The 23,910-nt window shown below is 36.8% G+C and carries 21 protein-coding genes; 3 read left to right on the top strand and 18 right to left on the bottom strand.

Annotated features, from left to right (window positions below):
- Nucleotides 1-41: 41 nt before the first annotated feature.
- Nucleotides 42-848: a Cof-type HAD-IIB family hydrolase gene (locus ALGA_RS01710; RefSeq protein ID WP_096427655.1), complete on the bottom strand. Its 807-nt coding sequence runs from the start codon at nt 846-848 to the stop codon at nt 42-44.
- Between the two features lie 348 nt (nt 849-1,196).
- The gene (locus ALGA_RS01715; RefSeq protein ID WP_096427656.1) at nt 1,197-2,153 is read right to left on the bottom strand and encodes a sugar phosphate isomerase/epimerase family protein; all 957 of its coding nucleotides are present in this window, start codon (nt 2,151-2,153) and stop codon (nt 1,197-1,199) included.
- Nucleotides 2,154-3,015: 862 nt separating this feature from the next.
- On the opposite strand from ALGA_RS01715, the gene ALGA_RS01720 reads away from it, so the two are divergent.
- Nucleotides 3,016-3,261: a hypothetical protein gene (locus ALGA_RS01720; RefSeq protein ID WP_145957557.1), complete on the top strand. Its 246-nt coding sequence runs from the start codon at nt 3,016-3,018 to the stop codon at nt 3,259-3,261.
- 59 nt (nt 3,262-3,320) lie between these two features.
- Here the strand turns inward: ALGA_RS01720 and ALGA_RS01725 are convergent, their stop codons facing one another.
- The 11 genes from ALGA_RS01725 to ALGA_RS01780 all read right to left on the bottom strand — a co-directional run bounded on the left by ALGA_RS01725 (nt 3,321) and on the right by ALGA_RS01780 (nt 15,714).
- The gene (locus ALGA_RS01725) at nt 3,321-4,901 is read right to left on the bottom strand and encodes a serine hydrolase (protein ID WP_096427658.1); all 1,581 of its coding nucleotides are present in this window, start codon (nt 4,899-4,901) and stop codon (nt 3,321-3,323) included.
- A gap of 207 nt (nt 4,902-5,108) precedes the next feature.
- Nucleotides 5,109-5,246 carry a hypothetical protein gene (locus ALGA_RS22900; protein WP_153244835.1) on the bottom strand — a complete coding sequence of 46 codons (138 nt, stop codon included), beginning with the start codon at nt 5,244-5,246 and terminating at the stop codon, nt 5,109-5,111.
- Between the two features lie 298 nt (nt 5,247-5,544).
- Nucleotides 5,545-6,747, bottom strand: coding sequence for an NADH:flavin oxidoreductase/NADH oxidase family protein (locus tag ALGA_RS01735; RefSeq protein WP_096427660.1), 1,203 nt, complete (start codon nt 6,745-6,747; stop codon nt 5,545-5,547).
- Nucleotides 6,748-7,298: 551 nt separating this feature from the next.
- The gene (locus tag ALGA_RS01740; protein WP_096427661.1) at nt 7,299-7,661 is read right to left on the bottom strand and encodes a DUF1801 domain-containing protein; all 363 of its coding nucleotides are present in this window, start codon (nt 7,659-7,661) and stop codon (nt 7,299-7,301) included.
- A gap of 12 nt (nt 7,662-7,673) precedes the next feature.
- Nucleotides 7,674-7,865, bottom strand: coding sequence for a hypothetical protein (locus tag ALGA_RS01745; protein ID WP_096427662.1), 192 nt, complete (start codon nt 7,863-7,865; stop codon nt 7,674-7,676).
- Between the two features lie 106 nt (nt 7,866-7,971).
- Nucleotides 7,972-8,925 (bottom strand): CorA family divalent cation transporter, encoded by a 954-nt coding sequence (locus ALGA_RS01750; protein WP_096427663.1) that lies wholly within the window; start codon nt 8,923-8,925, stop codon nt 7,972-7,974.
- Nucleotides 8,926-10,139: 1,214 nt separating this feature from the next.
- Nucleotides 10,140-11,768, bottom strand: a complete 1,629-nt coding sequence (locus tag ALGA_RS01760) for a PAS domain-containing sensor histidine kinase (RefSeq protein WP_096427665.1) — start codon at nt 11,766-11,768, stop codon at nt 10,140-10,142.
- A 306-nt stretch (nt 11,769-12,074) separates the two neighbouring features.
- Entirely contained in the window at nt 12,075-12,725 is a 651-nt protein-coding gene (locus tag ALGA_RS01765; protein WP_096427666.1) for an HD domain-containing protein, read from the bottom strand.
- Between the two features lie 6 nt (nt 12,726-12,731).
- Nucleotides 12,732-13,271 carry an alpha/beta hydrolase gene (locus tag ALGA_RS01770; protein ID WP_096427667.1) on the bottom strand — a complete coding sequence of 180 codons (540 nt, stop codon included), beginning with the start codon at nt 13,269-13,271 and terminating at the stop codon, nt 12,732-12,734.
- Between the two features lie 594 nt (nt 13,272-13,865).
- Complete coding sequence (locus ALGA_RS01775) at nt 13,866-14,858, bottom strand: Kelch repeat-containing protein (RefSeq protein WP_096427668.1); 993 nt, start codon at nt 14,856-14,858, stop codon at nt 13,866-13,868.
- A 49-nt stretch (nt 14,859-14,907) separates the two neighbouring features.
- Nucleotides 14,908-15,714 carry a ThuA domain-containing protein gene (locus ALGA_RS01780; RefSeq protein WP_096427669.1) on the bottom strand — a complete coding sequence of 269 codons (807 nt, stop codon included), beginning with the start codon at nt 15,712-15,714 and terminating at the stop codon, nt 14,908-14,910.
- A 389-nt stretch (nt 15,715-16,103) separates the two neighbouring features.
- Between ALGA_RS01780 and ALGA_RS01785 the strand changes: the two genes are divergently transcribed.
- The gene (locus ALGA_RS01785; protein WP_096427670.1) at nt 16,104-16,826 is read left to right on the top strand and encodes a DUF5320 domain-containing protein; all 723 of its coding nucleotides are present in this window, start codon (nt 16,104-16,106) and stop codon (nt 16,824-16,826) included.
- Between the two features lie 49 nt (nt 16,827-16,875).
- Here the strand turns inward: ALGA_RS01785 and ALGA_RS01790 are convergent, their stop codons facing one another.
- From ALGA_RS01790 to ALGA_RS01810, 5 genes are all read right to left on the bottom strand, one after another.
- On the bottom strand, nt 16,876-17,565 hold the full coding sequence (locus ALGA_RS01790) for a GOLPH3/VPS74 family protein (RefSeq protein WP_096427671.1): 690 nt from the start codon (nt 17,563-17,565) through the stop codon (nt 16,876-16,878).
- A 139-nt stretch (nt 17,566-17,704) separates the two neighbouring features.
- A complete protein-coding gene (locus tag ALGA_RS01795; RefSeq protein ID WP_096427672.1) occupies nt 17,705-17,947 on the bottom strand; it encodes a hypothetical protein in 243 nt (80 codons plus the stop codon).
- A 214-nt stretch (nt 17,948-18,161) separates the two neighbouring features.
- Nucleotides 18,162-19,190: an ATP-binding cassette domain-containing protein gene (locus ALGA_RS01800; RefSeq protein ID WP_096427673.1), complete on the bottom strand. Its 1,029-nt coding sequence runs from the start codon at nt 19,188-19,190 to the stop codon at nt 18,162-18,164.
- 127 nt (nt 19,191-19,317) lie between these two features.
- Nucleotides 19,318-20,025 carry a GTP-binding protein gene (locus tag ALGA_RS01805; RefSeq protein WP_096427674.1) on the bottom strand — a complete coding sequence of 236 codons (708 nt, stop codon included), beginning with the start codon at nt 20,023-20,025 and terminating at the stop codon, nt 19,318-19,320.
- Between the two features lie 35 nt (nt 20,026-20,060).
- Nucleotides 20,061-21,347 (bottom strand): ABC transporter substrate-binding protein, encoded by a 1,287-nt coding sequence (locus tag ALGA_RS01810; RefSeq protein ID WP_096427675.1) that lies wholly within the window; start codon nt 21,345-21,347, stop codon nt 20,061-20,063.
- Between the two features lie 270 nt (nt 21,348-21,617).
- Between ALGA_RS01810 and ALGA_RS01815 the strand changes: the two genes are divergently transcribed.
- Complete coding sequence (locus ALGA_RS01815) at nt 21,618-23,906, top strand: gliding motility-associated C-terminal domain-containing protein (protein WP_096427676.1); 2,289 nt, start codon at nt 21,618-21,620, stop codon at nt 23,904-23,906.
- Nucleotides 23,907-23,910 lie beyond the last annotated feature (4 nt).

The following is a 23,910-nucleotide window of genomic DNA, read 5'->3' on the forward strand; positions in this document are numbered from 1 at the left end:
TCCGCTATTGACACTATTTTTATTCGTTATGAGAGTTTTGACTAATTCGCAAGAATGTATTTCTCAACCACTTCGGCAACACCATGGTTGTTGTTCGAAGCAACAATAACATCGGCACAGCCTCGAAGCTCTGGTGGTACATTATCTACCCAAACACCCAAACCAGCATATTCTACCATGGCTAAATCGTTGCCTGCGTTGCCGACAGCAATAATTTCCTCTTGACGAATCCCTAATTTCTCAGCCAAACGGGCAATACTTGTCGCCTTATCGATTCCCTTTGGCATAACCTCCAAAAAGAAGGGTTTCGAAATGGAAACACTCTTATTTGGTTTTTCCTGCTTCAACTTTGTTTCAACAGTTTTCAGATAATCAGGATCTTGTAAGAGAATACATTTTACGGCTGGTTCGGTTACTGCTGCCTTAAAGCAATCTACCTTATTAAATTTCATCTGCGTAAGCTGCACTTCTACATCGATATATTTAGAAGTGGTTTCGCTGATGATACTATCAGCGGTATAAGTGATAATATCAACATTATTTGCAAGGCTAAAATCGTACAAACCATGAATCTGTTCTTTGCTTAGCGTTTGTTCGAAAATTGGGATTTGCTTATTTAGGTCGGTAATTATCGCTCCGTTGTAGGAGATAATATAAGATCCGTTTTTTTTCAAATCCAACTCTTCGGCATATTGAAGCATTGCAGGTGTTGGCCTGCCCGATGCCAAAACTACATAAACACCTTTCTCCTGCGCCTTCATCAGCGCGTCCTTATTTCTTTCCGATATGCAATGGTCGTCACGCAAAAGCGTATCGTCCAAATCCAGTACCAACATCTTATAATTCATCTCTTTGTATTTTCATCTTCTCCCACACACAAATCATTCCTCCTCTTTTCAAAGCAATTTTCACTTAAAGATTTTATCAATGAATCCAATGTTCTGGAATTTTCCTGTCTCACCTAGCAAGCAATGCTTTAGGCGTTTCATTTTCAGCTTGCAAAAGTAAATACAAATCCAATGAGTTGGTACTATTTTTTCGTTTTTTTCTATGTTTCAAACAAATTATGCAGGACATACAGCAAATGCTCATTACTGCCAAGAATAGTTACGTAAAATTTACTCCTACTAAAAATGACTTCACCTGCCTTTACATCTTAATTAATTGGTGATCAATATTGAAGTTGATTCACAAATCTATGCTTCCCTCCACAATTTTTTCAGGCTGTTTACATCTTTTTTCATGGCATCAAACACAACTCGTTCGTCCACAGTGAGTATCGATTTCCCTTTCTCGGCACCCCCCAAAGGATATTCCATGTGCAACGAAACAGGAACATTAATTCCATAATTCTTCAACAATCGGAAGTAGCGTTTAAAATCGATCATCCCTTCACCAATAGGCACATTTACAGGCTGCCACTTTCCGTTTTCCTGCCCCCATTTATAATCTTTTACAACAATGGTTTTAATGTTTTGATGAATGAGTCGCAAACTATTCTCCCAGGAATTGGCCCCTTCTACCATATTGTGTCGAATATCGTATTGCGCACCAAAATATTCAGGAATCGCTTCGGCTAAAATTTGCTTCACCTCCCACATCGAAGCCCCAACGAATTTCCCGGAATGATTCTGATAACAGCCCACAATTCCTAAACTTTGATTCAGTTCGCTCAAGGCTTTCACCTTCTGCGCGTAATGCGCTATGGCCGATTCCATCGTTCCGTTTTCCGGATAACGAAACCATCCTGGTCGATAGAATTGAACACCCAAGCTGGCTGCAGTTTCTAAAACATCCACATCCAATGGATTGTTTACGTCTTCAACACTTGTGGTGATTAATTGACAAGTAGAACCAGCATTCTGAATGTCCTTTATGGCACGAGGCAAATCTGTCTTCACATTTTCGGGCAATACATGTCCCTTGGGACGAACCGTTAAATCGATGCCCGAGAAACCCATTTCGACCACTCGCTGTCCCATGGTTTTCCAATCTAAAAACTGCAGGTGTTTCGAAAAAATATGCACCGAAAGTTCCTCTGGGTTGAATTCATTGTTCAGAGCCCAAATATTACCAGGCAAGCCCAAAAAAGGGATAACACTTGCCGCGATCATCGATTTCTTAATGAAATCTCTTCTTGTTGATTCTTTCATGGAAAGTAAGATTATGATTTTGAAATGACACCCTGCGATGAGATGGATCTCGCTATCTCGTTCGAGGAATTTTAATATTTTATCGCAGCAGTCGGTAAATTACCAGCAACTGCAACATGCACTCGTCGCCAGGCCTTGCAGACCGCCCAGAGTTCTACTTATCAGCAATAGTATTCATCGTTTGATTGTATCCATTTGATTTCATATGATTATAATTTTAAGTTTTTGCCATATGGAACTTACCATGCTGGAATAATCATCCTCCTGTGTGTCAAAATTACTTGTCATGGACGTTTCATATTGTAACAAACTTATGAATCAAATGATTGTTCATTACTCTATTTTTTTTCGTTCCCTCTAAGATAGGAATTACTTCTAAAAATAAGAGAATTCGTCGATAAAAGCCTAAAAATCAATATCCCTATTCATGGCAAGCATTGTGATATTTTACAGCAAATTAAGATTGGCACTGCCCTTGTAAATAGTTTTTTATGTAGCTGAGTCGTTTGCAGACTTGTGAGAGAAGTTTCCCATCACATTTTTTCTTCTCGCAACTCTTTCTTTCTCACATAAAATGATTTCCAATTTAGAGATCTTCCCTTTGAAGTAATTTGGGTGTGGACTCTTCTTTTTATCCCTAACGAACAAGGCGTTAGTCTTTCAATTTTAAGCTTGCGAAAATCGAAACAATTAGTAAACTTGAAGCAACAGATTCAACAAAAACCGAACCTGATGGGATTTTGCTTTTGTCTTACAGTTGATGTTTTCACAGGGCTTTCAATATTATTCATTAAATTCGAAGCCTATTACAGGATTATCAAATCATAATGAATCTATAGCTATTACTTATAAAAACGATATAATGAATAATTTGTCAGCACTAAACAAGCAATCGACCAAACAAGAAGTTATGGATGAACTTGTGAAATTATTTACACCTTATGCACGTAACCTTTTAGGTTCGGGAGCCGATTTTAGCTACATGAACATGTATGCCGATAATTTTCGTGATCAAATAATAAATCAGACCAGTCTTTCGGAATATGATGTTTATACGATTTTAAATGAAGCTTGTGATCTTAGCTGGAAAAATCAAGTGAATCAGTAAAAAAGCGAAGCTGTGGGCTTCGCTTTTCTTAAATTTGATGAATATCTTTTACTCCATATTCAATTCTTCTTTACTCTTTTTAGTTCCAAATCGTGAAAATCAAAACTGAAATCGATATTCGGGGATATGCCATTCATCTTAATTAGTACCGCTTTTCCTTCCTGATCTAAATTAAAGGTTGCAAATGCATCACAGTTCATAGCGGCATAATTCCATTTAACAGCAAAAGTTGTGCCTTTATAATACTGCATGCGACCCACCAATTTTGGAGAGCGTAGTGATTTAAACCACAACTGATCGTCCTTACTGTACACCTCAACGGCTCCGAACCAATTGTCTTCGTATGTGCCGGTGTAGTCTTCGAAATTAATCGGAAAAGATTTTGCCTTCTCAACGGTTTCCCATACCGCATTTACCACAGAATCAACCATCCTGTTTTCGCCCGATAATCTTTCAGAAGCATAAGCATTCCAGTCTTTAGGCTCTGCACCAATATAAGAGTCGATAATAGCCTGAGGAAGCGTAAAATAAGTAGTCCCCCCGGGAATCGAATTGGTGAGTACAGCTACTCCCAAGTTCAATTCAGGAATTACAAGAGTTTTCGATAGCATTCCCGGCAAACCACCAGTATGACTAATAATCGTATAAGCTTTATAATCTTTAATCACCCAGCCCAAGCCATAAGCCTGGTAATGATTTTGATAACGTTCACTTCCCTTCGCTGAAAAAGTCATCATGGTATGCAATTTCCACATCTCTTTTTGACTGGCTTCCGAAAACAATTCTTTCTCCAGATTATCGCCATACTTTCCGCCGTTTAACTGCACCAACAACCACCTGCTTAAATCATTTACACTGGAATTAATACCCCCTGCCGCATCGGTTAAGGAACATGAGTAAGCCTCGATTTGTTTCATCTCCCCACTTTCCGATGAATGTGGTAGAGCAAGATTTGTTTTATCCTTTAGCCTTTCAAACGAACTTACCGAACTATCCATGCCCAATGGTTTCATAATTCTGCTTTCGACAAACTCAGCCCAGGTAATGCCGCTAATCCGGTGAATAATCTCCCCTGCAACGATGTACAACAAATTATCGTAATCGTATTTGGTTCGAAAAGCGGATACGGGTTTCTGATACTGAAAACTCTTCAAGATATCATCAATGGTGTAATCGCCTCCATCGGGAAAAATCATGAGATCGCCTGCTCCCAAGCCCAAACCACTGCGATGGCACAACAAATCCTCAATCGTAAAATTCGCTCTCACATAGGAATCGTACATGGTAAATTCAGGGATATAATCGATCACCTTATCGTGCCACGAAAGTTTTCCCTCATCAACCAAAATGGCAAGAGCCGCAACCGTGAATGCCTTGCTGTTTGATGCAATGGCAAACAGCGTATTTTCATCGACAGCTTTCTTACTCTCTATCGAGCTGTAGCCATAGCCTTTTGCATGAATCAGTTTGCCATCTTTTACGACAGAAACAGCAACTCCTGCCGAAGGAAATAATTCCAATGATTTATTCGCGATGGAATCGATTTGGTGACTAGTCAGCCCCTGTGCTTTTACTCCCTGACTATACACGCAAAATGCCAGAAAAAGGAATAAACTTAGTGTTCTTGTTGTTCTCAACATGATTGTTTTTTTAGCTTGTTGTTTGTTTTGCGTGGTGTCGCGGGGATTATTCAATAAAACCACAAATAAGTTTCATGAATTCGTTTCAAATATAATTCAGTTAAAAGTAGTATTCAAATATTTTGCCATCAATGGCATAAACAGTTCGGTTCGAAATAAAAATATCATTCAAATAAAAAAGCGAAGCTATGGGCTTCGCTTGTAAATTTACTGATCGTCCATTTGAGCTTGTTTCACAAAAAAATCGAGACTCTTTGTTTTCACCTCATCAAGAGATTTAATTTTTACATGACGGCGATATTTCCCTGTTCGCCATTCACAAATAAATTCGTTTTTTTGTTCCATAGTCGTTGTTTCTTTCCAAGGCTTAGTGATTTATTTTTGCCTTCAAATGACCACTTAAAAAGTGTAAACCATGTCCCTTTAACTTTGTAAACGATGCCCCCTTACCATACCCATTTTGTCTTGCTTAATTCAGCAATTTTTTATGCGTATTGTTGCAATTGAGTAGCTTTTGTTCCAACTATTCTATTTTGTTCATATCTCATCCGTTTCAATAGGTTTTGAGTGAAAAATCCTCGAGGAAAGCCCCGAGGAATTTAACCTAAAGAGAAAACAATCGAGCCGATTATAATTATCAAAATTATAAAGGAAACTTATTCTTCCACTTATAAGCACGTTGTGCATCTCTGTCTTCATATTTCTTAATGGCTGTGGGTAGATCTAATTCAAATTCATTCTCCCTATCCTCACCCAAAGCAATCAGTCTCATGGTATACCATGCTGTCATACCACCAGGAATTGTCTTTTTGAATCTCGGGAAATTAGGTTCATAATCATTTCCACTTAACCAGGATTTTGGAAGTCGAGGATCAAGTACCATTGCGCGTCCTAAACCTACCATATCAACAACACCACTAGCTATGGCATCAACTGCTTGATCGCTTTTCTTGAATCCGCCCGTTAACATTAGTGGCACTGTTGTTATACTTCTCGCACGTTTTGCAAAGTCAAGAAAATAAGGTCCAGCACTTGAACCTTCAGAACTTGCCTTTGCTCCGGGAAAGTATGTTCCACCACTAATATCAATAAGATCAATACTTGTTTTATCGATAAAACGTACAACTTCCAAAGCATCAACTTCGGTCAATCCACCTTCTAGTTGATCTGATGAATTAATTCTAATACCGACAGGAAAAGATGGGCCAACAGCATTCCTTACTTCTTTTATAACTTCAAGAATAATACGGCAACGTGATTCGATAGAACCACCATATCTATCAGTTCTATGATTAAACAAAGGTGAAAGAAACTGGCTCAACAAAAACCCATGTCCTGCATGAATAAGCACACCGCTGAAACCCACAGTTTTTGCCTGTAGTGCCGTTCTTGCATACATTTGAGGTAACTCTTGAATATCATTAATTGACATGCCTTCACATTTAAGACTCTCAAGATTAAGCGCCGACGGCCCTTTGGGTAGACTAATTGGTAAATGTGAAAGAGCTCCGGCATGGCCTAATTGAGCCCATAAGTGAGCACCTTCAATCACCGCTCGGCTTGTGAATGACTTAAAGATTTCATGATTGGAATTTTCATTAAGAATCAGATTTCCTGGTTTCTCTGGGAAACGAGAATCCCCATGAACTTCACCTACAATAGACAAAGCGATACCACCATCCGCCCATTTTTCATAAAGTCGTATCTGAGCTTCTGTCGGATTGCCTTCACCGTCCCCAAGTGAATCGGACATAGGGGATTTTGAAAGTCTGTTCTTTAGAATTGCGCCGCAGGGCAGTTGCAGTTCTCTTTGTAGGATATTATTTGAATCTGATCTTTTTACCATAAATATTATAAAGTGTTACAATGTTTGACTTCGTTCTGCTTTTTTCTCCGTTGTTTTGATAAATTCCGCTATTAATTGGAACAGTCTTGCGTCGAGTAGGCAAAGTGAGTTTCACCTTAACCCTCTCACAGAGCCGTATCCCGTAAAAACGGGACAAGAAAGGATAGTCTCCAATCATACGGCTCTTGTCGTATATAAATCGAGTTACAAATATAAAAGTTCAATGATTTATTCGCGATGGAATCGATTTGGTGACTGGTTAGCCCCTGAGCTTTTACTCCCTGACTACAAACGCTAAATACCAGAAAAAGGAATAAACTTAGTGTTCTTGTTGTTCTCAACATGATTGTTTTTTTAGCTTGTTGTTTGTTTTGCGTGGTGTCGCGGGGATTATTCAATAGAAACACGAATAAGTCTCATGAATTCGTTTCAAATATAATTCAGTTAAAAGTAGTATTCAAATATTTTGCCATCAATGGCATAAACAGTTCGGTTCGAAATGAAAATATCATTCAAATAAGAAAGCGAAGCTATGGGCTTCGCTTGCAAATTTACTGATCGTCCATTTGAGCTTGTTTCACAAAAAAGTCGAGCTTCTTTGTCTTCACCTCATCCAAACATCTAATTTTTACATGACGGCGATATTTCCCATTTCCTTCCAAAAGCTTTTCAGGATCGTTAAATTGGTATCCAATACTAAACTCAAAAGAGACATGATTTTTATACGCAAACACACCTCCAAAATCCTCTTCTAAAGAAAATAGAATTCCACCATACATCATGCGCTCCGCAGCATTCGGATAATTTTCAAAAACCAATCTACGAGAAGCCTCAATTATTTGATGCTTTACAGAATCTGTATTGCCCAATTTTTCGATAAATACTTGAACTTCTTTGTAAGCTGATTCTTTCATTTATTAAGCGTTTTAAAGTCTCTTTTTCTTCGGATTGAAAATACTAACAACAATTAGAGAGATACCTAATCCAAAAAGCATTCCAGATAAAAAATCGGTAGTTTCTTCGTCGATAATAATAATCTGACCTTGGTAATAAAAATGATAAATTACTCCTGCTGCAAGGCAGAGAAATCCGATTGTAATTTTGATTTTGTTTGTCATGATTCTATTTATTTAGATAAGGGCTGTCTGTTCAATAAGCTAAAACAACTTGCTTAGATTCTTATACATTATTGGCTGCAGTATTTGGTCCTGCTTTGATATTATCTTAAAACCATTTCTTTCTTTTAAAATAGATTAATGGGATGATAAAACTCAGTATTAAAATCAGTAAAGTAATTGGATATCCGAACCCCCAATCCAGTTCGGGCATGTATTTAAAATTCATTCCATATACGCCTGCAATTAAAGTAGGCAGCGATATACACACCGTGATAATGGTAAGGATTTTAAAAATTTTATTTTGTTCCAATTCTATCTTCGAATTTATATTCCCATGCAAATCATCCAGTCTACTAAAATTGTATTGTAAATAATCTGCTATTACTGTAAGATCTTTCAACTCTTCACTAATCTTAATGAATGCATTGTCCGTTTTTTTAAAACTCTTTTTTAAGAGAAGAAGAATTCGTTGAAACTCGGAAAGTGATTCCCGAATAAGGAGATTGTTAAACCTTAATTCGGCAATGTAATCCAAGTCCTTTTCCTTGAATTGTTCCGATTTGAGAATATTTTTGAAAAGGTCTCTAATCTTTTTTGAAATTAACTCGACAATATCTGCATAGTAATCTGAGATTACCCCTATCTGAAAAACAAAAAGTTGATGATAGGTGTCAATTTTTGTATTCTTAAAATTATAAATAGATTGTGTTAAGTGATTTAAAATATTTTCTATATCCGGCGAAAGAAATGTAAATACAATTTCGTTTTTAATCAGAATGTAAATGTCTTTTTCCTCAAAAAAATTGCTGGAAGAATAGCTTGGAATCGTAAAGTTTAACGACAATTGGTCAGGTGATTCAATATAGTGGGAACTTATTTCTATATCCTCTTTTTTACTAAAGGAAGTTAAATCAAGATCGAACTTCTCTGAAATCAGTTCCAAATCTGAGTTCAGGAAATCAATAAACCGAACACTGAATATATTGTCTGGTAAATATTCAACTTCATCAATCGATTTATATTTTCTTACATCATTATTTTTATAGTAGATCTCAATCATATTTTGTTCTTTTTAGTACAGCCAAGGGCAGTTTGTCTTAAAATCAACCCGCTTAAATTCTTATATCTCTTCATTAATAAAGACAAGTCCCTAAATAAATTCCTATTAAGATATACTTTTTTTTAGAGTATGACGGTTTTGCTTGGTTTCTTGCGCTCCCGATGCCTATGGGAAAAGCCTACTATTGTACATTTGTATCGTGTGGCTTTAAATTTAAAAAAACGTACGCAATAGAATCGCGCATCAGCAGGGGTGCGGTAACAGTGTCTAAATTTCAACTAATATATCCAATAGTTCCAGACTAATTTAGTCAAGGTAATAAAAACTATAATTGCAACTATGAGAGAGGTCAGAGGTTTCCTTTTGGCATAATTGATCAATAAATATTTTAAGATCGCACCCCCCACACTTTTAAAATCATAATTGTCCGGCCCTGCATATTTCTCGGCAATACGTTCACCTGCAAGTTTTCTTAGCAACTTGAAGTCTTTATTTCTTATTTGTTCTTCATGGTCCATCTTTACGAATTTCAAATATATAGTCGAGAGGTCATTTGAGGCCAAAATATAGAGAAACAACAACACCTATTCCTGTTTCACAAACCCAAATTTACCGAATTATAATCAATCCTTCGGCGTTGATTATAAAGTTTAGTACAGCAACAAAAATGATCAGACACAGTTTCATGAATATATCCTTACAATGCAGCCCGCGAGAGCTCCAAAATCTAATTTCCTTGAACAATGCAGCCCGCGAGAGCTTCAAAATCCGATTTCCTTGCACTTGCAGCCCGCGAGAGCTCCAAAATCTAATTTCCTTATACAATGCAGCCCGCGAGAGCTCCAAAATCTAATTTCCTTGTACTTGCAGCCCGGTGATGCTAAATAAGGTAAGATGTCCAAGAAGGGAGAACTATTACAATGGATTTATTTTTGACTTTTGGACCGTTCGACTTTTGGACTTTTCAATTAAAGCACCCCTCTCCCTGTCGGGATCTCCCCCTCAAGATGGGAGAACTATTACAACGGACTTATTTTTGACTGTTAGACCGCTCGACTTTTGGACCGTTCGACTGTTCAACTGTTCGACTGTTCGACTGTTTGACTTTTGGACCGTTCGACTTTTCTACTTTTCGAGACTTTCCCAAACAATGGAGCAGCTAAAACAGTTGGCAAATAATGGATACTGGTATTTTAGTTAGAAGGATTACGATGCTATTTTTTAGAAGGAAGTGTAAAATAAAAAACGGATCCTTTCCCTAATTCACTTTCCACCCAGATTTTTCCACCCAGCATTTCTACAAACGCTTTGCTTATCGATAAGCCCAAACCAGCCCCCTGCCGAGCCTGTTCATCATTAATATCAGCCTGCATGAATCGTTCAAATATTGCTTTCTGTCTGTCCTTTCTAATTCCTAAACCTGAATCTCTCACATAAAACTCAATATCTTCTCCCTTTTCACAGTATCCAAATTCAACAAAACCTTTATCGGTATATTTAACAGCATTCTTCACCAAATTGGTAAGAATCGCATACAACTTTTCCGAATCATTGGTAATTATAGTATCACTATTTGCATCTGAATTTGTCCAACGAAACTGAATTCCTTTTTCCTCTATTTCGGGCTTAAAAAGAGTTTGAATATATTCCATGTGTTCATTTATATTCAACTCTTTTAAATTAACATCCATCATTCCCGACTCTATCCTCGAAATATCTACAATATCATCAATAATAGAAAGCATGCGAGCACCACTCTTCTCAATAATTTCGAAATACTGTTTCTTCGAGTCAATAGTAAGATTAGGTGTTTTCAGCAAATCTGCAAATCCTAAAATACCATTCATTGGTGTTCGTATCTCATGGCTCATATTTGCAAGAAAGGCAGATTTCAACCGATCGCTCTCTTCTGCTTTCTCTTTTGCCTTCAACAAGAGCTCGTTAACTTTATTTACTTCTTTAATTTTAGCTTCGATCTCCTCATTTTTTTCTTTCAAAACATTTTCAGCAAGCTTTCGTTCATTAATATCAGTAAACATGACTCCAAACTGCCCCGGTTTTGTTTGAAATGCATTCACCTGATAATAAATACTTAAAGGGCCAAATATTGCTTCGAATGTGGTTGGCTCACCTGTTAGTCCCACCTTACCATATCGCTCCACCCAATATTTTTCCGAATCGGGAAATAGCTCTAATAAGGTATGCCCTAAAGTTTCATCATTTTTTAATCCTGTTTGTTGCTCAAATGCAGGATTAGCATCAATAAATCGAAGATCGCATGGATTTCCATACTCATCGCAGATTACATCCTGAATCGAAAATCCCTCACTCATCGCCTGAAAAATGGTACGCAAATGTTTTTCATTTTTCAAAATCGCATCTTCTGCTTTTTGTATTTCTGTAATATCTACAATATGTGTTATAAAGTATTGGGGAACATCTTTTTCATCACAAACAAGAGAACTCTTTATGGAACAAGTAATTAGTTGGCCATCTTTTCGAATGTATTTTTTTTCGAAAGAAAAAGAAGAGATCTCTTTACGAATAGCTCGGTTCATGTAGTCCAGACTCTCGACCAAATATTCTTTGGAGCTAACTGTTGCTACGTTCAACTTTTCAATTTCGCCTACCGAATACCCCAAAATAGAAGCAAACTCTGGATTAACCTTTAAAAAATTCCCTTGCAAATCGACAAAGCAAACTCCGATGTTCGAATTTTCAAATGCTAGCTTATAGGTATCACTACGCCCAAACAAATCATCAGGACATTGACTTTTCCTTAAGCTGATTTTCAAATCCTTAATTTCTTGTTCTAACTCCTCATAGCTTGGTTTTCCTGCCATATAATTAACTTTTATTAATCAATACAACTATTTTTCAAGATACTATTATTTGATTAATAAAAAAAAGTCATCCTAATGTTTTAAATGAATCTACTGCTGTTCTCAGTTTGTATATTATTCATACTAAGAACACTCATATACACCAATAGAGATTTTTGAACCATTCGACTTTTCAATTATAACACCCCTCTCCCTGTCGGGTCCTCGAAAACTTTCGGGATTCTCTCAAGATGGGTGGACTATTACAACAGGCTTATTTTTGCCTTTTACCTTTATCCTTGATACTTGAACCTTGGAACTTGAACCTTATCTCCCTTCCCACTCCTGATAAAATTCATTAAGATACACCTGCATAAAAGCATGACGTTTTTCGGCCATCGCTTTACCTGCATTGGTGTTCATCCGATCTTTCAGCAAAAGTAATTTTTCGTAGAAATGATTGATGGTTGGAGCATCACTATTCTTGTATTCCTCTTTGCTCATGTTTAAATTTGGAGGGATGGTTGGATTGTATATTTCGCGGTTTTTATGTCCGCCATAGTTAAAAGTTCTGGCAATACCAATGGCACCAATAGCATCCATTCGGTCGGCATCCTGTACCACATCCAATTCTCGTGAATTGAATTTTTGAGTTTCTTTACCTCCTTTAAAAGAGATGTTATTAATGATGTTCTCAACATGAATAATAGTTTCCTCATCCACCGAAAGGGAAGAAAGAAATTCTCTGGCCAAACGCGGACCAATTTCCTCGTCGCCATTGTGAAATTTAGAATCTGCAATGTCGTGCAGTAAGGCACCCAGCTCTACCACAAACAAATCTACCTTCTCGCTTCGGGCCAATTCTTTAGCCGATTTCCACACCCGGTAAATGTGCCACCAATCGTGCCCTCCTTCGGCATCGGCAAGTGTTTGTTTTACAAATTCAACTGTTTGGGCAATTATACTTTCCTTGTTCATCATTATCTATTTATCAGCTTCAATTTGTTCTTCAATTATCTTTTGACAAAGCTTTTTCGCAAATTCCTCATCCTGATACAGCTCATGTTCCTGATCATCAATCAAATTAAGATCCAACTCCAAATCCCGAAACCATTCTACCTCTGGTTTGTATCGATCGTTGGCCCCGAAATAAAGGGTACACTTACAATCTGGCTTTTCCTTTTCATATCTTAATCGAGTTGATGATATGGCATATAAGGTGGAGATTCTAAGGCCTTTTAACCCAGCTTTCCAGGCAATTACTCCTCCTACACTAAAAGCAAGAACAATAACAGTCTGTTTCTCCTGCAATCCCAGTTTGTACACTCCCCTATCAATTCCTCCATTCACAAACCGCGCATGAAGCCTGCCTTCAGAATTATCCGACAAATCAAGATCCACCAATTTACGGGAATCGAAGAATTCAATTTTGAAGTGTGGATTTAATATCTTTAGATAACAATCCATCCACTCAGCTTCTTCAAAGCCCCACAAATCGGATAAAATGATAAGTCGTTTCTTCATGTTGCAGTTTATTTTTGCGGTAGCGGAAGATAGGAAAAATTGATATAAAATACCACATCCCCAGCCCCTTCTCCTAAAGGCGAAGGAGAGTTTTGATTTGCTCTAATTTGAAGAGGTGTTCTCTTCTCCTTCAGGAGCTATTCTTGATACACATCTTGAAGACGCTGTAATGATTAAAGAATTAAAAGTATAATCACGAAATTTTGACATTAAGTCTGGAGATCGGGACCCGTTAAGTGAAGGGGGTGTTAAGAACAAAAAGCTGTTTGAGCAAAGCGAGTTCTTTTTGTTTAACCACCGAACTAATAAAGGGTGATTGAGGACGTTGTCAATGATTTTTTGTTTCGTTTTTTATCCTAGCAAAAATGAAAAGCCCGTCCGGCTAAAGGACAAAAGATATTTCGAATAACAATTTAAAAGTTTTCTATGCGGACAATAAATGGATATTTACTATCTGTATTTTAGAAGAAGTCCCAATAGCTATCAAAAAGGATTAGATTAAAAACCCCCAATGAAACAATTTGCTTCATTGGGGTTTTACTAATTATGGCATAAAATCGTGCTTTTATAGAACCAGCACGACATGTCGAGTCTCTACGGTTTTGCTGAAAAAACCTCGATGGTATTCATATTTCCACCCCCTTGTTTTGGGCTACCTGCGGCAAAATAGATTTTATTCTTATAAAAAATCGCATTACTACCGTGTCTGCCTATTTGTAAGGGAGCTAGTAAGGACCATTCTCCTGTTTCTAAATCAAGACATTGAGTTTCTGCGTATGCTTTTTTGCTCATTCCTTCGCCTCCCATATAAATAATTTTGTTGTCTATGGTGACAATTCCACCCGCTGCGGTGGGGACAGGAAGTGTGTTTTTATGCGTAAACCATTTACCCAATTTAAAATCATATTCATCAACAAAAGGGATGGTTGCCGTAAAAAAGGCACCAAAATTATCTTTGTAATGCACACTGGTATTTCTACCGCCAATGCAATACAACTTGTCGTTTACCACAATGGCTGAAAAATGATCGCGAACATGTGGGGCTTTGGTTAAGCTTTCCCATTTCTTAGTTTCCAAATCGTAGGTATCAAAAAGGTTTGTTGTGCCACTCGTATGTCCGTATTCAATTCCACATACCCTATAAATTTTATGATCGCGAATAAAGACACCTCCTCCACCTCTTCTCATTTCAAGAGGTATTTCAGCACCTTTTTCCCATTTGTCTTGCTTCGGATAATAGATCCAAATGTATTCACAAGGAGTCTCCTTTGGATAAGGCCCAGTCATAGCTCCAGCAAAATAAATTGCATCTTTGTACACCACTGCCTGAAAATGGTGCAGTTCTATTGGTGTTTTTCCTTTCGTTTCCCAACTATTCGTTGCCGGATCAAACACATTCACGGGCTTAATTCCTCTGCCACCAATCAAATAAAACTGATCGTTAAATTCAACGAAAGCATTCTCATGACGTCCTACAACATCACCACTCGTTTCTATGATCTCCCAACTATAATCCTTTAAATTCTGTGCATTTATTGTTAAGGCAATTGTCAACAATACAAATGCGAGGTATATTTTTTTCATCATTTCCTAAATAGTAAGAATGAGCTGTTTTTTTCTGATTAACTTATTTCGGTTAATCTTTGGACTTGTAAACTGGCGAAATTAAATTCTCTTTGGCTTGATATTTACTTTCGGCAGCCCAAGCAAATCCTCTTTTCAACAGAGTCCATACCGAAGGATTATCAAAATCTTTAGGTTCATGACCAATTGATAAGTTGTATACACGACCTTTTCCGTAATACTTTTTCCAAACAACCGGTATCACAGCACCTTCTATCCATGAATCATGCTCCCCACTAAATGTTGTTGTTGCCAGCACCTTCGAATTTGGGTCTACCAACATGTAATATTGTTCCGTATTATCAACCTTAAAATCACTCAATCCTTCTGTAATAGGATCTTCGGTATCACAAATATTGACTTCGTAATTAATTTTACCGCCAGGATGCGCAGCCCATTGTCCGCCCACCATGAACAAATACTCCGACTGATCGCGAAACGAATCACCAATACCACCATGACAGCCAGCCAAACCTGTTCCGTTCTTCACTGCTTTCAGCAATCCTTTTACTTGTTCCTTGCTAATCTTTCCCATGGTCCACGATTGAATTACCAAGTCGGTTTCTGCCATCAATTTCTCATCGGTATAGGAATCTAAACTTTCGGATGTGGTGATAATGGCTCCTTCACTCTTTAGCCATGGTGTAATTCTTTCAACAAATGCCTGTGGATTGTGACCTTTCCATCCGCCATATACAATCAGTACATTTTTGCCCTTTAAACTTGGCACTTTATGGGTCTGAGCAAAGCCAGATTCACTAATCACAAGACAAGAGGCAATTAATAGGGTAAATCGAATTGTTTTTAACATTACTTTCATTCACTTTGGTTAATACTATTTGGCTGGTGGGCTAAATAAGTATATAAAAATAAGAAAATATCTTGTTTACACGGATAAAACTTACAATTCAATTTGTCTTTTATACTTGATAGTATGATAAGTCGTTTCTTCATGTTGAAGTTAATTTTTCAAAGGATGAAAGACAGGGGAAATTGTTTTGTGCTTGAATAAAAAAAGGTTTAGAACAAAGCTTATGTTAGTGTTGTTTTGGAGTAAAAATACCACATCCCCCAGCCCCTTCTCCTAAAGGCGAAGAAGAGTTTTTATTTGCTCTAATTTGAAGAGGTGTTCGCTTCTCTTTCAGGAGAAGAATGGAATGAGGTTTTTAATAAAAAATCATCTACTTTGCAGCATTATAAATTTGCCCTATGCTTGAGAAGAAACAACCTATTTCGAATGCCAGCGAACAGCTCTTCCTAAAAGAACAGATTGAAGCTTTGCAAAAAGAGTTGGAAGTCATCGAGCAAAAAACAAATGCTTTTGAATCCCTAGTTCGCACCAGTTTGGCTGAAGAATTAATTGAAGAACAAGAACTACGTATTCTCTACAAAAAACGACAGCAAGCCAAGAAGGAAAAAAGACTGGAACAAAAAAAGCGAGGTAAGAATTACAAAGAACCGATTGGAATTAAACCGATTATCAAAGCAAAAATCACCCCTTCGAGTACAGAGGAACAAAAAGAAAAAAAGCGATTGTATCGGGAAGCCATGCTTCATGTTCATCCCGATAAATTTTCGATGAACGAAGAGAAAATTGATCTGGCAACAGAAGTAACCAGTAAGCTGGTTGACATTTACAAAGCTGGCAACCTACAGGAGCTGCAGTTGTACCATACACATATATTTAGTGGCAATGCACTGAATCAGATAATTGATATTTATCCGGAGGCAAGAAAAATGATTCCTCAAGATTTATATCTGAAAAAAGAGAAAGAACAGCTGGAAGAATTGTTGTTTACAGCCAAAAACAGACATACCTATAAAGTACTCACTGAATATCCTGATCCTCTCCTTTTTGTTGAAGAGTTGAGAGATTACTATGCCGATAAAATTACCAAATTGAGGAAGCGCACCAGAAAAGTTAAACCTTAAATTTCTGATAAAAACTCAGGGTGTTAACAATAATAAAATCTAAATATGATTAACTAGTAGCAATTGCTGTTGTAGTTGCAGTAGAAGCCGTGATCATTAAAACAATTACAAACAGTAAGGCATCGTGAATTTCTTGAACTGCTCTCCCTACCTCAGAACTTAATTTAGCATTTTCAATAATTGTCTTAATCTTCTTTTTGTATTGCTTGGCTCTTTCCTTGCCATAAACCTCCTTATTTAAAGAACACATATCAATTAAGCTAATCAACATACTTTCCTTCAAGTCAAGATTACGATCATTTAAAAGGATATCATTCAGTCGTTTTCTTAGTTCGTTTTCGGGTTTTGCATTTATGGTTGGATACTTATCATTGGAAAATACCCAAAGTATCTTTTCTTCTTTTTTGCTTAGAATACCATCACCAATCAGCTTTTTTACTGTTTCCTCTGTGATGTATGAAATCTTGTTTCCGATTATCTCAACCCAAGACTGTAAGTCTCTTTTCTTTTTTGAGTTTCGTATCTCAGCCATAAAATGATCAAGCAAAATATCTCCACAAGTCTTATGTGTATGTACCTCTATTTTCTTCTCCTTAATCTCAATCTTATTTTGCAACGAAAGCTCCAAAATAATAGCTCCTGCCAATCCATATTCGAAAGAAAAGGAATCTGCAATAAAGCTCCCTTTTTCATCATCTAATGCGAGAAGGGTTAATTGATCAACTAAATTTAAATTCATTGTATATTCTATTTATAAATCAGGATCAATTTACTAATAATAGCGCACAAAAAATCCCAACAAAACAATTCGTTCCATTGGGATTAATATCTAATATTTCACCATAACAACACAACATATTGTGTCCCTACCAATCAAATTAATATCCTACTCCTGCAGCCATAATGTTATTAGGATCAAAAGCATGGCAAGGTGTAACACCGTGCACCATATCACATTTAGGACAATGTCCTTCAAACTCTTCCATCAAGAAGGTTTCTTTGCAACCATGGCATTCAATATCCAAAGGCATTGGCATTAATTGCTCTGAAAAACCCATCATTCTTACTTTGTCAACTACTTGTTGTCCGTTCTCGAAACTTCCTGCGCATCCGTCATGCATAATTTTATCCTCCTGTTTTTACAGATATGAGATTGTAGAAATGAATTCCCCAGTTTCAATATCCTATTTTATAATTTGCATTAATTTCTAATAAAAACACCCCTCTGGCTATCGCCATCTCCCCTCAAAAAGGGAGAACTCTTATACTATCATCTGTTTCTTAAATAAGAAGCAAATGCCATGCTATTTTTAATTAATAATTCATTATTCTTAATTAAAACCCAATGTCTTCTTTTTTGATGATTTCGCCGTTACGAAGTCTTGTTCTCATGTTTTGTACCACAGAATCCATACGTTCCAAATCAACCAATAAATTTCTCTCTTCATCGCTGGTTTCAATCACTTTATGAATTCCACCATTCTTTATTACGATTCGCTTATCGCCCATTAACGCCAACATAGGATCGTGAGTTGCCATCAAAACAATCTTTTCTTCACCAATCAACAAGTCAAGTGCTTTTTTACGATCGATACCTGCATTTTCAATTTCATCAATCAAAATAATCGGCGACTTGCTTAAAATAGCAGTATCCGCAATCATTAATGCTCTCGATTGTCCGCCACTCAAACTTGTAATAGGAGTCGTCAACTCAAACTTTTCTCCGGCAAGCTTATTGGCTTGTTCAATTATCTTAGCAATAACACCTTCAATATCTTCAACCAGTCTACTTTGCGCATGTAATTCCAAAAACTCATAAACAGAAAGATCCATTACAAAGTTCATATTCTGCGATAGCTGTGCAACCAATTTATGTCCTGAACTTACCCGCCATTTTTTGTCTCCTATTTGTTCATTCACCAAAATGGTACGTGAAGTTGGAGTGTCATTTTGGGCCACCCATTCGATATCGGCCAGCAATCTACTTTTACCCGATCCGGTAGGTCCAACAATACAAACAATCTCGCTTTTGCTGATTTTTAATTCACCAAACTGCTCAGCCTCGCCAGATTTATTGGTTCCGGGAAGAATGCTAATACTATGAACTCCATCATCCTCATCTTCACCTAAGAACTCCAACATCTGAGTAATGTATGTTGTCATCGAAGCCAATAGCTGATCTTTATCAATGGCTCTATCTTCTGCCACCTCCTCATCATCTAAAAACTTCAGATAATCGATTAATTTATCATCAATCTGGCCATTGACCTTCAATGTATTCTCCTCAAAAAAACCGGGAAGAAAAGGATATTGCTCGAATAATTCGGCGATTGATTGTTGTTGTATATCTTGAACTGTGATCATGTTGTGTTTGTTTTAGCTTATTAATCAGCACCAGATAAAGCAGGTGGCAAAATCATTAATTTTACAATTGACTCTGTCAGTAGCTCTGCACTCTGATAGTTTTTTGCCACTTGGGACTTTCTCCCTGTTACTTTTCCTCCTTCTTGTCGCTCATATCAATTTTGCGAACATTACCCATTTGGTAGCTTTCTCCAATTCGCGTTTCGCCCAAACAGTAGGAACACAAAGCCGATGGCATTGAAAATCTCAATTTTTCACCCACTAAAGTCTTTATTTCAACTTTTTCATCGTAAAGCAAAGTACTTAACTCGTACGCGCCCTGTCCGGTTAATCCGTTTATATGCATAATGCTTGCTCCTGGATTAACTTGATTTACTCTTGATGCAAACACTTCTCTTTCCGCTTGCGATACAATATCACCCTTTGTGATAATCACGATATCGGCACTCTTTAACATCGGCCCAATTTTCTTTGGCGTATTAATTCCACTCAAATTATCGATAACACAAACAGCGGTAATACTTTTTACATATGGAGAGCAACGGTTACACAAACCAGCACTTTCCGTGATTAATAAATCTAATCCTTCCTTAATTCCCCACTGAGTTACCTCTTCAATATTACTTACAAAATAATGATCGGGACAAAGTGAACCGGACAATCCCTTCTTTACCTTCACTCCTGCCTTTTCATACAAAATATCATCATCGGTATAAAGGCAGTCAAATTTCACCACACCAACTTCTAATCCCCGCTTTTGCAACGAATCGATGGTCTTTAAAATCACTGCTGTTTTTCCTGATGATGGAGGTCCTGAAACTGTAACTAAGTTCATATCTGGTTATTTTTAAATCTGTAATTTTAACAATACTACTTCTGAGGCGTATAATTCAACGGTCCCAAATTTGCAAACGATTCATCCTGTATGGATTTATTAAAAATCCCCTCACATTTCTTTATCAAACTACCAATATCGTTACTATTGATGTAATCCCAACCCAACCACATAAATTTATTCTCTTCAGGCAATCGGTTATCAACCTCAGGGTTGATACTTGGAAACAATCCTTGATGCGATAGAATCTCTCCTACTGCTTTCGAAGCGAAGAAATCAATAACAGGTTGCGTTTTTTCTATTTGATCCTTCTTGGTTAACATGAAAATAGGGCTGATAATAGCACCATCTTCCGGCCAAACAGCAACCATTGGACCGCCTACTTTAACCATTTTAGTAAAGAAATAAGGCATGATTGTAATTGCAGGTCGTACGCTTTTTTTGGTATGAGACTTCACCATTTGAGCGGGATGCATACTTTCTAACAAGCAAGCGCCCAAACCTCTTACTCCCTCTTCTCCGTATGCCTTATAAATGTGCAATAACATCGAATTGAATAAATCGAAATCGCTAATTGGCAAACTTACACTGCGCTTAAATTCTGGTTTAAAAATATCTGCCCATGTGCGTGGTATCGGACGATCGCCCAATTCAGTAGTATTTACAAGAAAAACTGCAGGTACTACTCCAATCATTGAATAATGTCCTTGCGGATCTTTCAAACAAATCTCATCGTTGTCAAAATCTTTGTTCAAACGCTTAAAACCAGTACTGTCTTTAAAAACACCCTGCTTTTTAAATTTCCCCATCAATTTATCATCGAAGAATAAATCGAAACCCGCTGAAATAAATACATCTGCTAAATTATCGGTATTTTCCTGATTAATCACATCATCGATTAACCAATCCAATCCCATCGAAGCAGCCTTCAAATCATAAACAATCTCATTTTCATGATTCTTTTCGTATTCTTCAATAAATGCATCAATCCCTTCCACTAAAGGAATACGAACCGGACAAGGCAACAAGCCTTGCACATGAATAGAATCAGATTTTTGTACTTTGCTATTTTTATTCAAGTCACCATCCACCGAATTTCTATTTCCATCAATTCCCTCAATTAATAAGGTAGAAAAAGTATCCACATTTAATTTTTTCATCTTCAAAGCCAGTTCCAAAGAAAGAGATTTACCAAAGACTGCTCTCTTCGCTTCATCCTCTAATTGCTTGAATCCATTTGAAACAAAAATTTTAATTGTTTCTGGATATTTAGTACAAATATCAAGCAAACTATCTGAGGTCTTAAAATATTGATTCTCCATTTTGAAACAGGTTTTTAATTATTTTCTGATACAAATATATCACTGATCGATTCAGAAAACTGTAACCAATGTTACACATCTAAAAAATAGAAGCAGGAATGATGAACAAAAAATGATGAAAACACGTAGAATATGTGACGAAACGATTTTCATTCGTGACGAAAAACATTCTTTTAATGATTAAAGTTAGCCGCGTAAAAAAATGCACTACCTTTAAATCAATCAAAATTGATTCTTTTTAATTCATATTACTTTAAATAAAAGAAGATCATGACCAGATACAAAGCCAAAATAAAGCATCTGTTAGTAAAAACAAATCTTGTTTTTCTATTGCTGTGCACAACGGTTTCAGGCTTTTCACAAAACGATACTGTTCGTATCAATTCCGATTATCAGATAATGTATTGCTCAGCAACAAACGGCACTGTACTGCCAATGCAGGAGATACAACTTCTGCTTGAAGGACCAAAAGATAAAAAATGGTATGTGAGCTTTTCTGTAAACAACAGTCCAGCAATGATTCTTAATGATAATGAAGGAATTAATTTTTCCGAATACAATATGTCCTTGTTCTTTAAGAATACTTCGGGGCACATAAAAAACTATACCATAGAATTAAAGGAAGCATGGCTGGAGGATTTATCGCCTCTTGTTATTCCAGAAGAATACAAATCTGCAACGATTCAAGTTATGCCATTGGCAGATCCTGAAATTGAGGATTATTACCCAAAGGCAAAAATAAATACGTCACAAAATTATTCTGCTAAGGTTGGTAAAAATTCAAGCTACTCCGTATGGGTACCAGAGGGGGCGACTTTGCTCGAAAATAAAAGTGAAATAGAACACAACATACAAGAAATTAAATTGAAAATTAAGTGGCCAAACTATGAAGAAGTAAACTATTTTAAATTGATAGAGACAGATGCATTTGGCTGTAATAGTGACACCATTTTTGCTGGTCTGGAAGTAGTAAAAAGTTTTCATGTTACTTTCGATGAAAATAACACTCTATGTGAGGGAGAAAGTCTTGAACTATCGCCAATTATTGATTTACTATCTGATTATTCCTATTTATGGAATACCGGAGAAACAACAAAAAATATTCACGCAGACAAAGAAGGAACCTATAACCTGACTGTAACCGATTTAAAAGACAATCAAATTGTAAAATCGAAGGTGGAAGTGATCACTCAGGAATCCCCTACTATAAACATCGAAGATCATGTGGTTTTGGATGACGAGAATCCTATCATTGATATTTTCGAAAAGGGGTTTACTTATTTATGGTCAGATGGCTCTACGGATTCAGAACTCAACATTTCGGAGTCAGGCACATATTCTGTTACAGTAAAATCGAAAAATGGTTGCTCTTCAACAAAATCAATTTCAGCAAAAATGAAATCTGAACTTTTTGAAATAAACCTTCCGGAAATAGTTCAAATGTGCGGAATTCAAAAAATGATTTTAGAGCCTAGTTTATCAATAGATCAGACATACCGGTTTTTATGGAATAATGGCTCTTCCGATCCATCAATTACCATAGATCAAGCTGGAGATTATTGGGTTAAAATTACCGATCCGGATGGTTTTCAAAAAACTGCCTATACAAAAGTAATCTATCATCCGAACCCAATTATTGTTTTGGGAACAGATATTACTTTATGGGATGGAGAAACCGCAATTTTAGATGCTGGCAATGAAAATGCTCAATTTATTTGGAATACAGGCGAAAGTACCCAAAGCATAACTGTAAATAGCGGCGGTGTATTTGTTGTTGAAGTATCGGATGAAAACAATTGTACAAATAAAGACACCCTATATGTTCATCACCGAAAAGGTGAAAAATTCGGTGTATTTGTGGGTGAAGATCACTCAATTTGTTCTGGTGATTCGCTTCGTGTTATTCCAATTATTGAAGGAAATCCATCTTATCCACTGCAATACAACTGGCTCGGTCTTGGGAAAAAAACCTCAGAAGTATACTTAAGCGACAATGGTCATTATTGTCTGGAGGTAACAGATGCAAATGGAAATACTGAATCGGATTGTCTGGAGATTAATATATTGCCCACTCCTGAGGTCGATTTAGGACAGGACTTAGAGAGCTACGCAAATAAAATAATTGTATTGGATGCCGGAACCCCAAACTGCTTTTACAAATGGGTGACAGGTGATATTACTCAAAAAATAACTGTTCAAACAGAAGGTAAATATTGGGTGAAAGTTACCACTGATTCCAATTGTACGGCAAGCGATACAATAGATGTAGGCTTTATGGAGAACTATCCATATGTTGGTTTACCTAAGGCTTTCTCCCCCAATGGAGATGGTCATAACGATAAATTATTTATTAGAGGTGATGATGTAAAAGAAATAAGCTTAATTATTTACAACAGATTAGGTCACAAACTTTTTGAAACGAATAATATGAATACTGGATGGGATGGCTTTTCTAAGGGGCAACTGCAAGACATCGATGTTTATGTTTATGTTCTTGAGGTAACCTTTTTGGATGGTAAAACAATCATGAAAAAAGGGAATGTAGCTCTTCTCCGATAACTTA

It is taken from the genome of Labilibaculum antarcticum (assembly GCF_002356295.1).
Classification (GTDB): domain Bacteria; phylum Bacteroidota; class Bacteroidia; order Bacteroidales; family Marinifilaceae; genus Labilibaculum; species Labilibaculum antarcticum.

Coding starts and splice junctions, on each gene's coding strand:
- ALGA_RS01715 (WP_096427656.1), bottom strand. CDS start 2,153: ATGAAAGAATCAACAAGAAGAGATTTCATTAAGAAATCGATGATCGCG.
- ALGA_RS01815 (WP_096427676.1), top strand. CDS start 21,618: ATGACCAGATACAAAGCCAAAATAAAGCATCTGTTAGTAAAAACAAAT.
- ALGA_RS01735 (WP_096427660.1), bottom strand. CDS start 6,747: ATGGTAAAAAGATCAGATTCAAATAATATCCTACAAAGAGAACTGCAA.
- ALGA_RS01750 (WP_096427663.1), bottom strand. CDS start 8,925: ATGATTGAGATCTACTATAAAAATAATGATGTAAGAAAATATAAATCG.
- ALGA_RS01780 (WP_096427669.1), bottom strand. CDS start 15,714: ATGAAAGTAATGTTAAAAACAATTCGATTTACCCTATTAATTGCCTCT.
- ALGA_RS01795 (WP_096427672.1), bottom strand. CDS start 17,947: ATGCATGACGGATGCGCAGGAAGTTTCGAGAACGGACAACAAGTAGTT.
- ALGA_RS01760 (WP_096427665.1), bottom strand. CDS start 11,768: ATGGCAGGAAAACCAAGCTATGAGGAGTTAGAACAAGAAATTAAGGAT.
- ALGA_RS01710 (WP_096427655.1), bottom strand. CDS start 848: ATGAATTATAAGATGTTGGTACTGGATTTGGACGATACGCTTTTGCGT.
- ALGA_RS01805 (WP_096427674.1), bottom strand. CDS start 20,025: ATGAACTTAGTTACAGTTTCAGGACCTCCATCATCAGGAAAAACAGCA.
- ALGA_RS01810 (WP_096427675.1), bottom strand. CDS start 21,347: ATGGAGAATCAATATTTTAAGACCTCAGATAGTTTGCTTGATATTTGT.
- ALGA_RS01725 (WP_096427658.1), bottom strand. CDS start 4,901: ATGTTGAGAACAACAAGAACACTAAGTTTATTCCTTTTTCTGGCATTT.
- ALGA_RS01800 (WP_096427673.1), bottom strand. CDS start 19,190: ATGATCACAGTTCAAGATATACAACAACAATCAATCGCCGAATTATTC.
- ALGA_RS01790 (WP_096427671.1), bottom strand. CDS start 17,565: ATGAATTTAAATTTAGTTGATCAATTAACCCTTCTCGCATTAGATGAT.
- ALGA_RS01770 (WP_096427667.1), bottom strand. CDS start 13,271: ATGAAGAAACGACTTATCATTTTATCCGATTTGTGGGGCTTTGAAGAA.
- ALGA_RS01740 (WP_096427661.1), bottom strand. CDS start 7,661: ATGAAAGAATCAGCTTACAAAGAAGTTCAAGTATTTATCGAAAAATTG.
- ALGA_RS01745 (WP_096427662.1), bottom strand. CDS start 7,865: ATGACAAACAAAATCAAAATTACAATCGGATTTCTCTGCCTTGCAGCA.
- ALGA_RS01765 (WP_096427666.1), bottom strand. CDS start 12,725: ATGAACAAGGAAAGTATAATTGCCCAAACAGTTGAATTTGTAAAACAA.
- ALGA_RS01785 (WP_096427670.1), top strand. CDS start 16,104: ATGCTTGAGAAGAAACAACCTATTTCGAATGCCAGCGAACAGCTCTTC.
- ALGA_RS01720 (WP_145957557.1), top strand. CDS start 3,016: ATGAATAATTTGTCAGCACTAAACAAGCAATCGACCAAACAAGAAGTT.
- ALGA_RS01775 (WP_096427668.1), bottom strand. CDS start 14,858: ATGATGAAAAAAATATACCTCGCATTTGTATTGTTGACAATTGCCTTA.
- ALGA_RS22900 (WP_153244835.1), bottom strand. CDS start 5,246: ATGGAACAAAAAAACGAATTTATTTGTGAATGGCGAACAGGGAAATAT.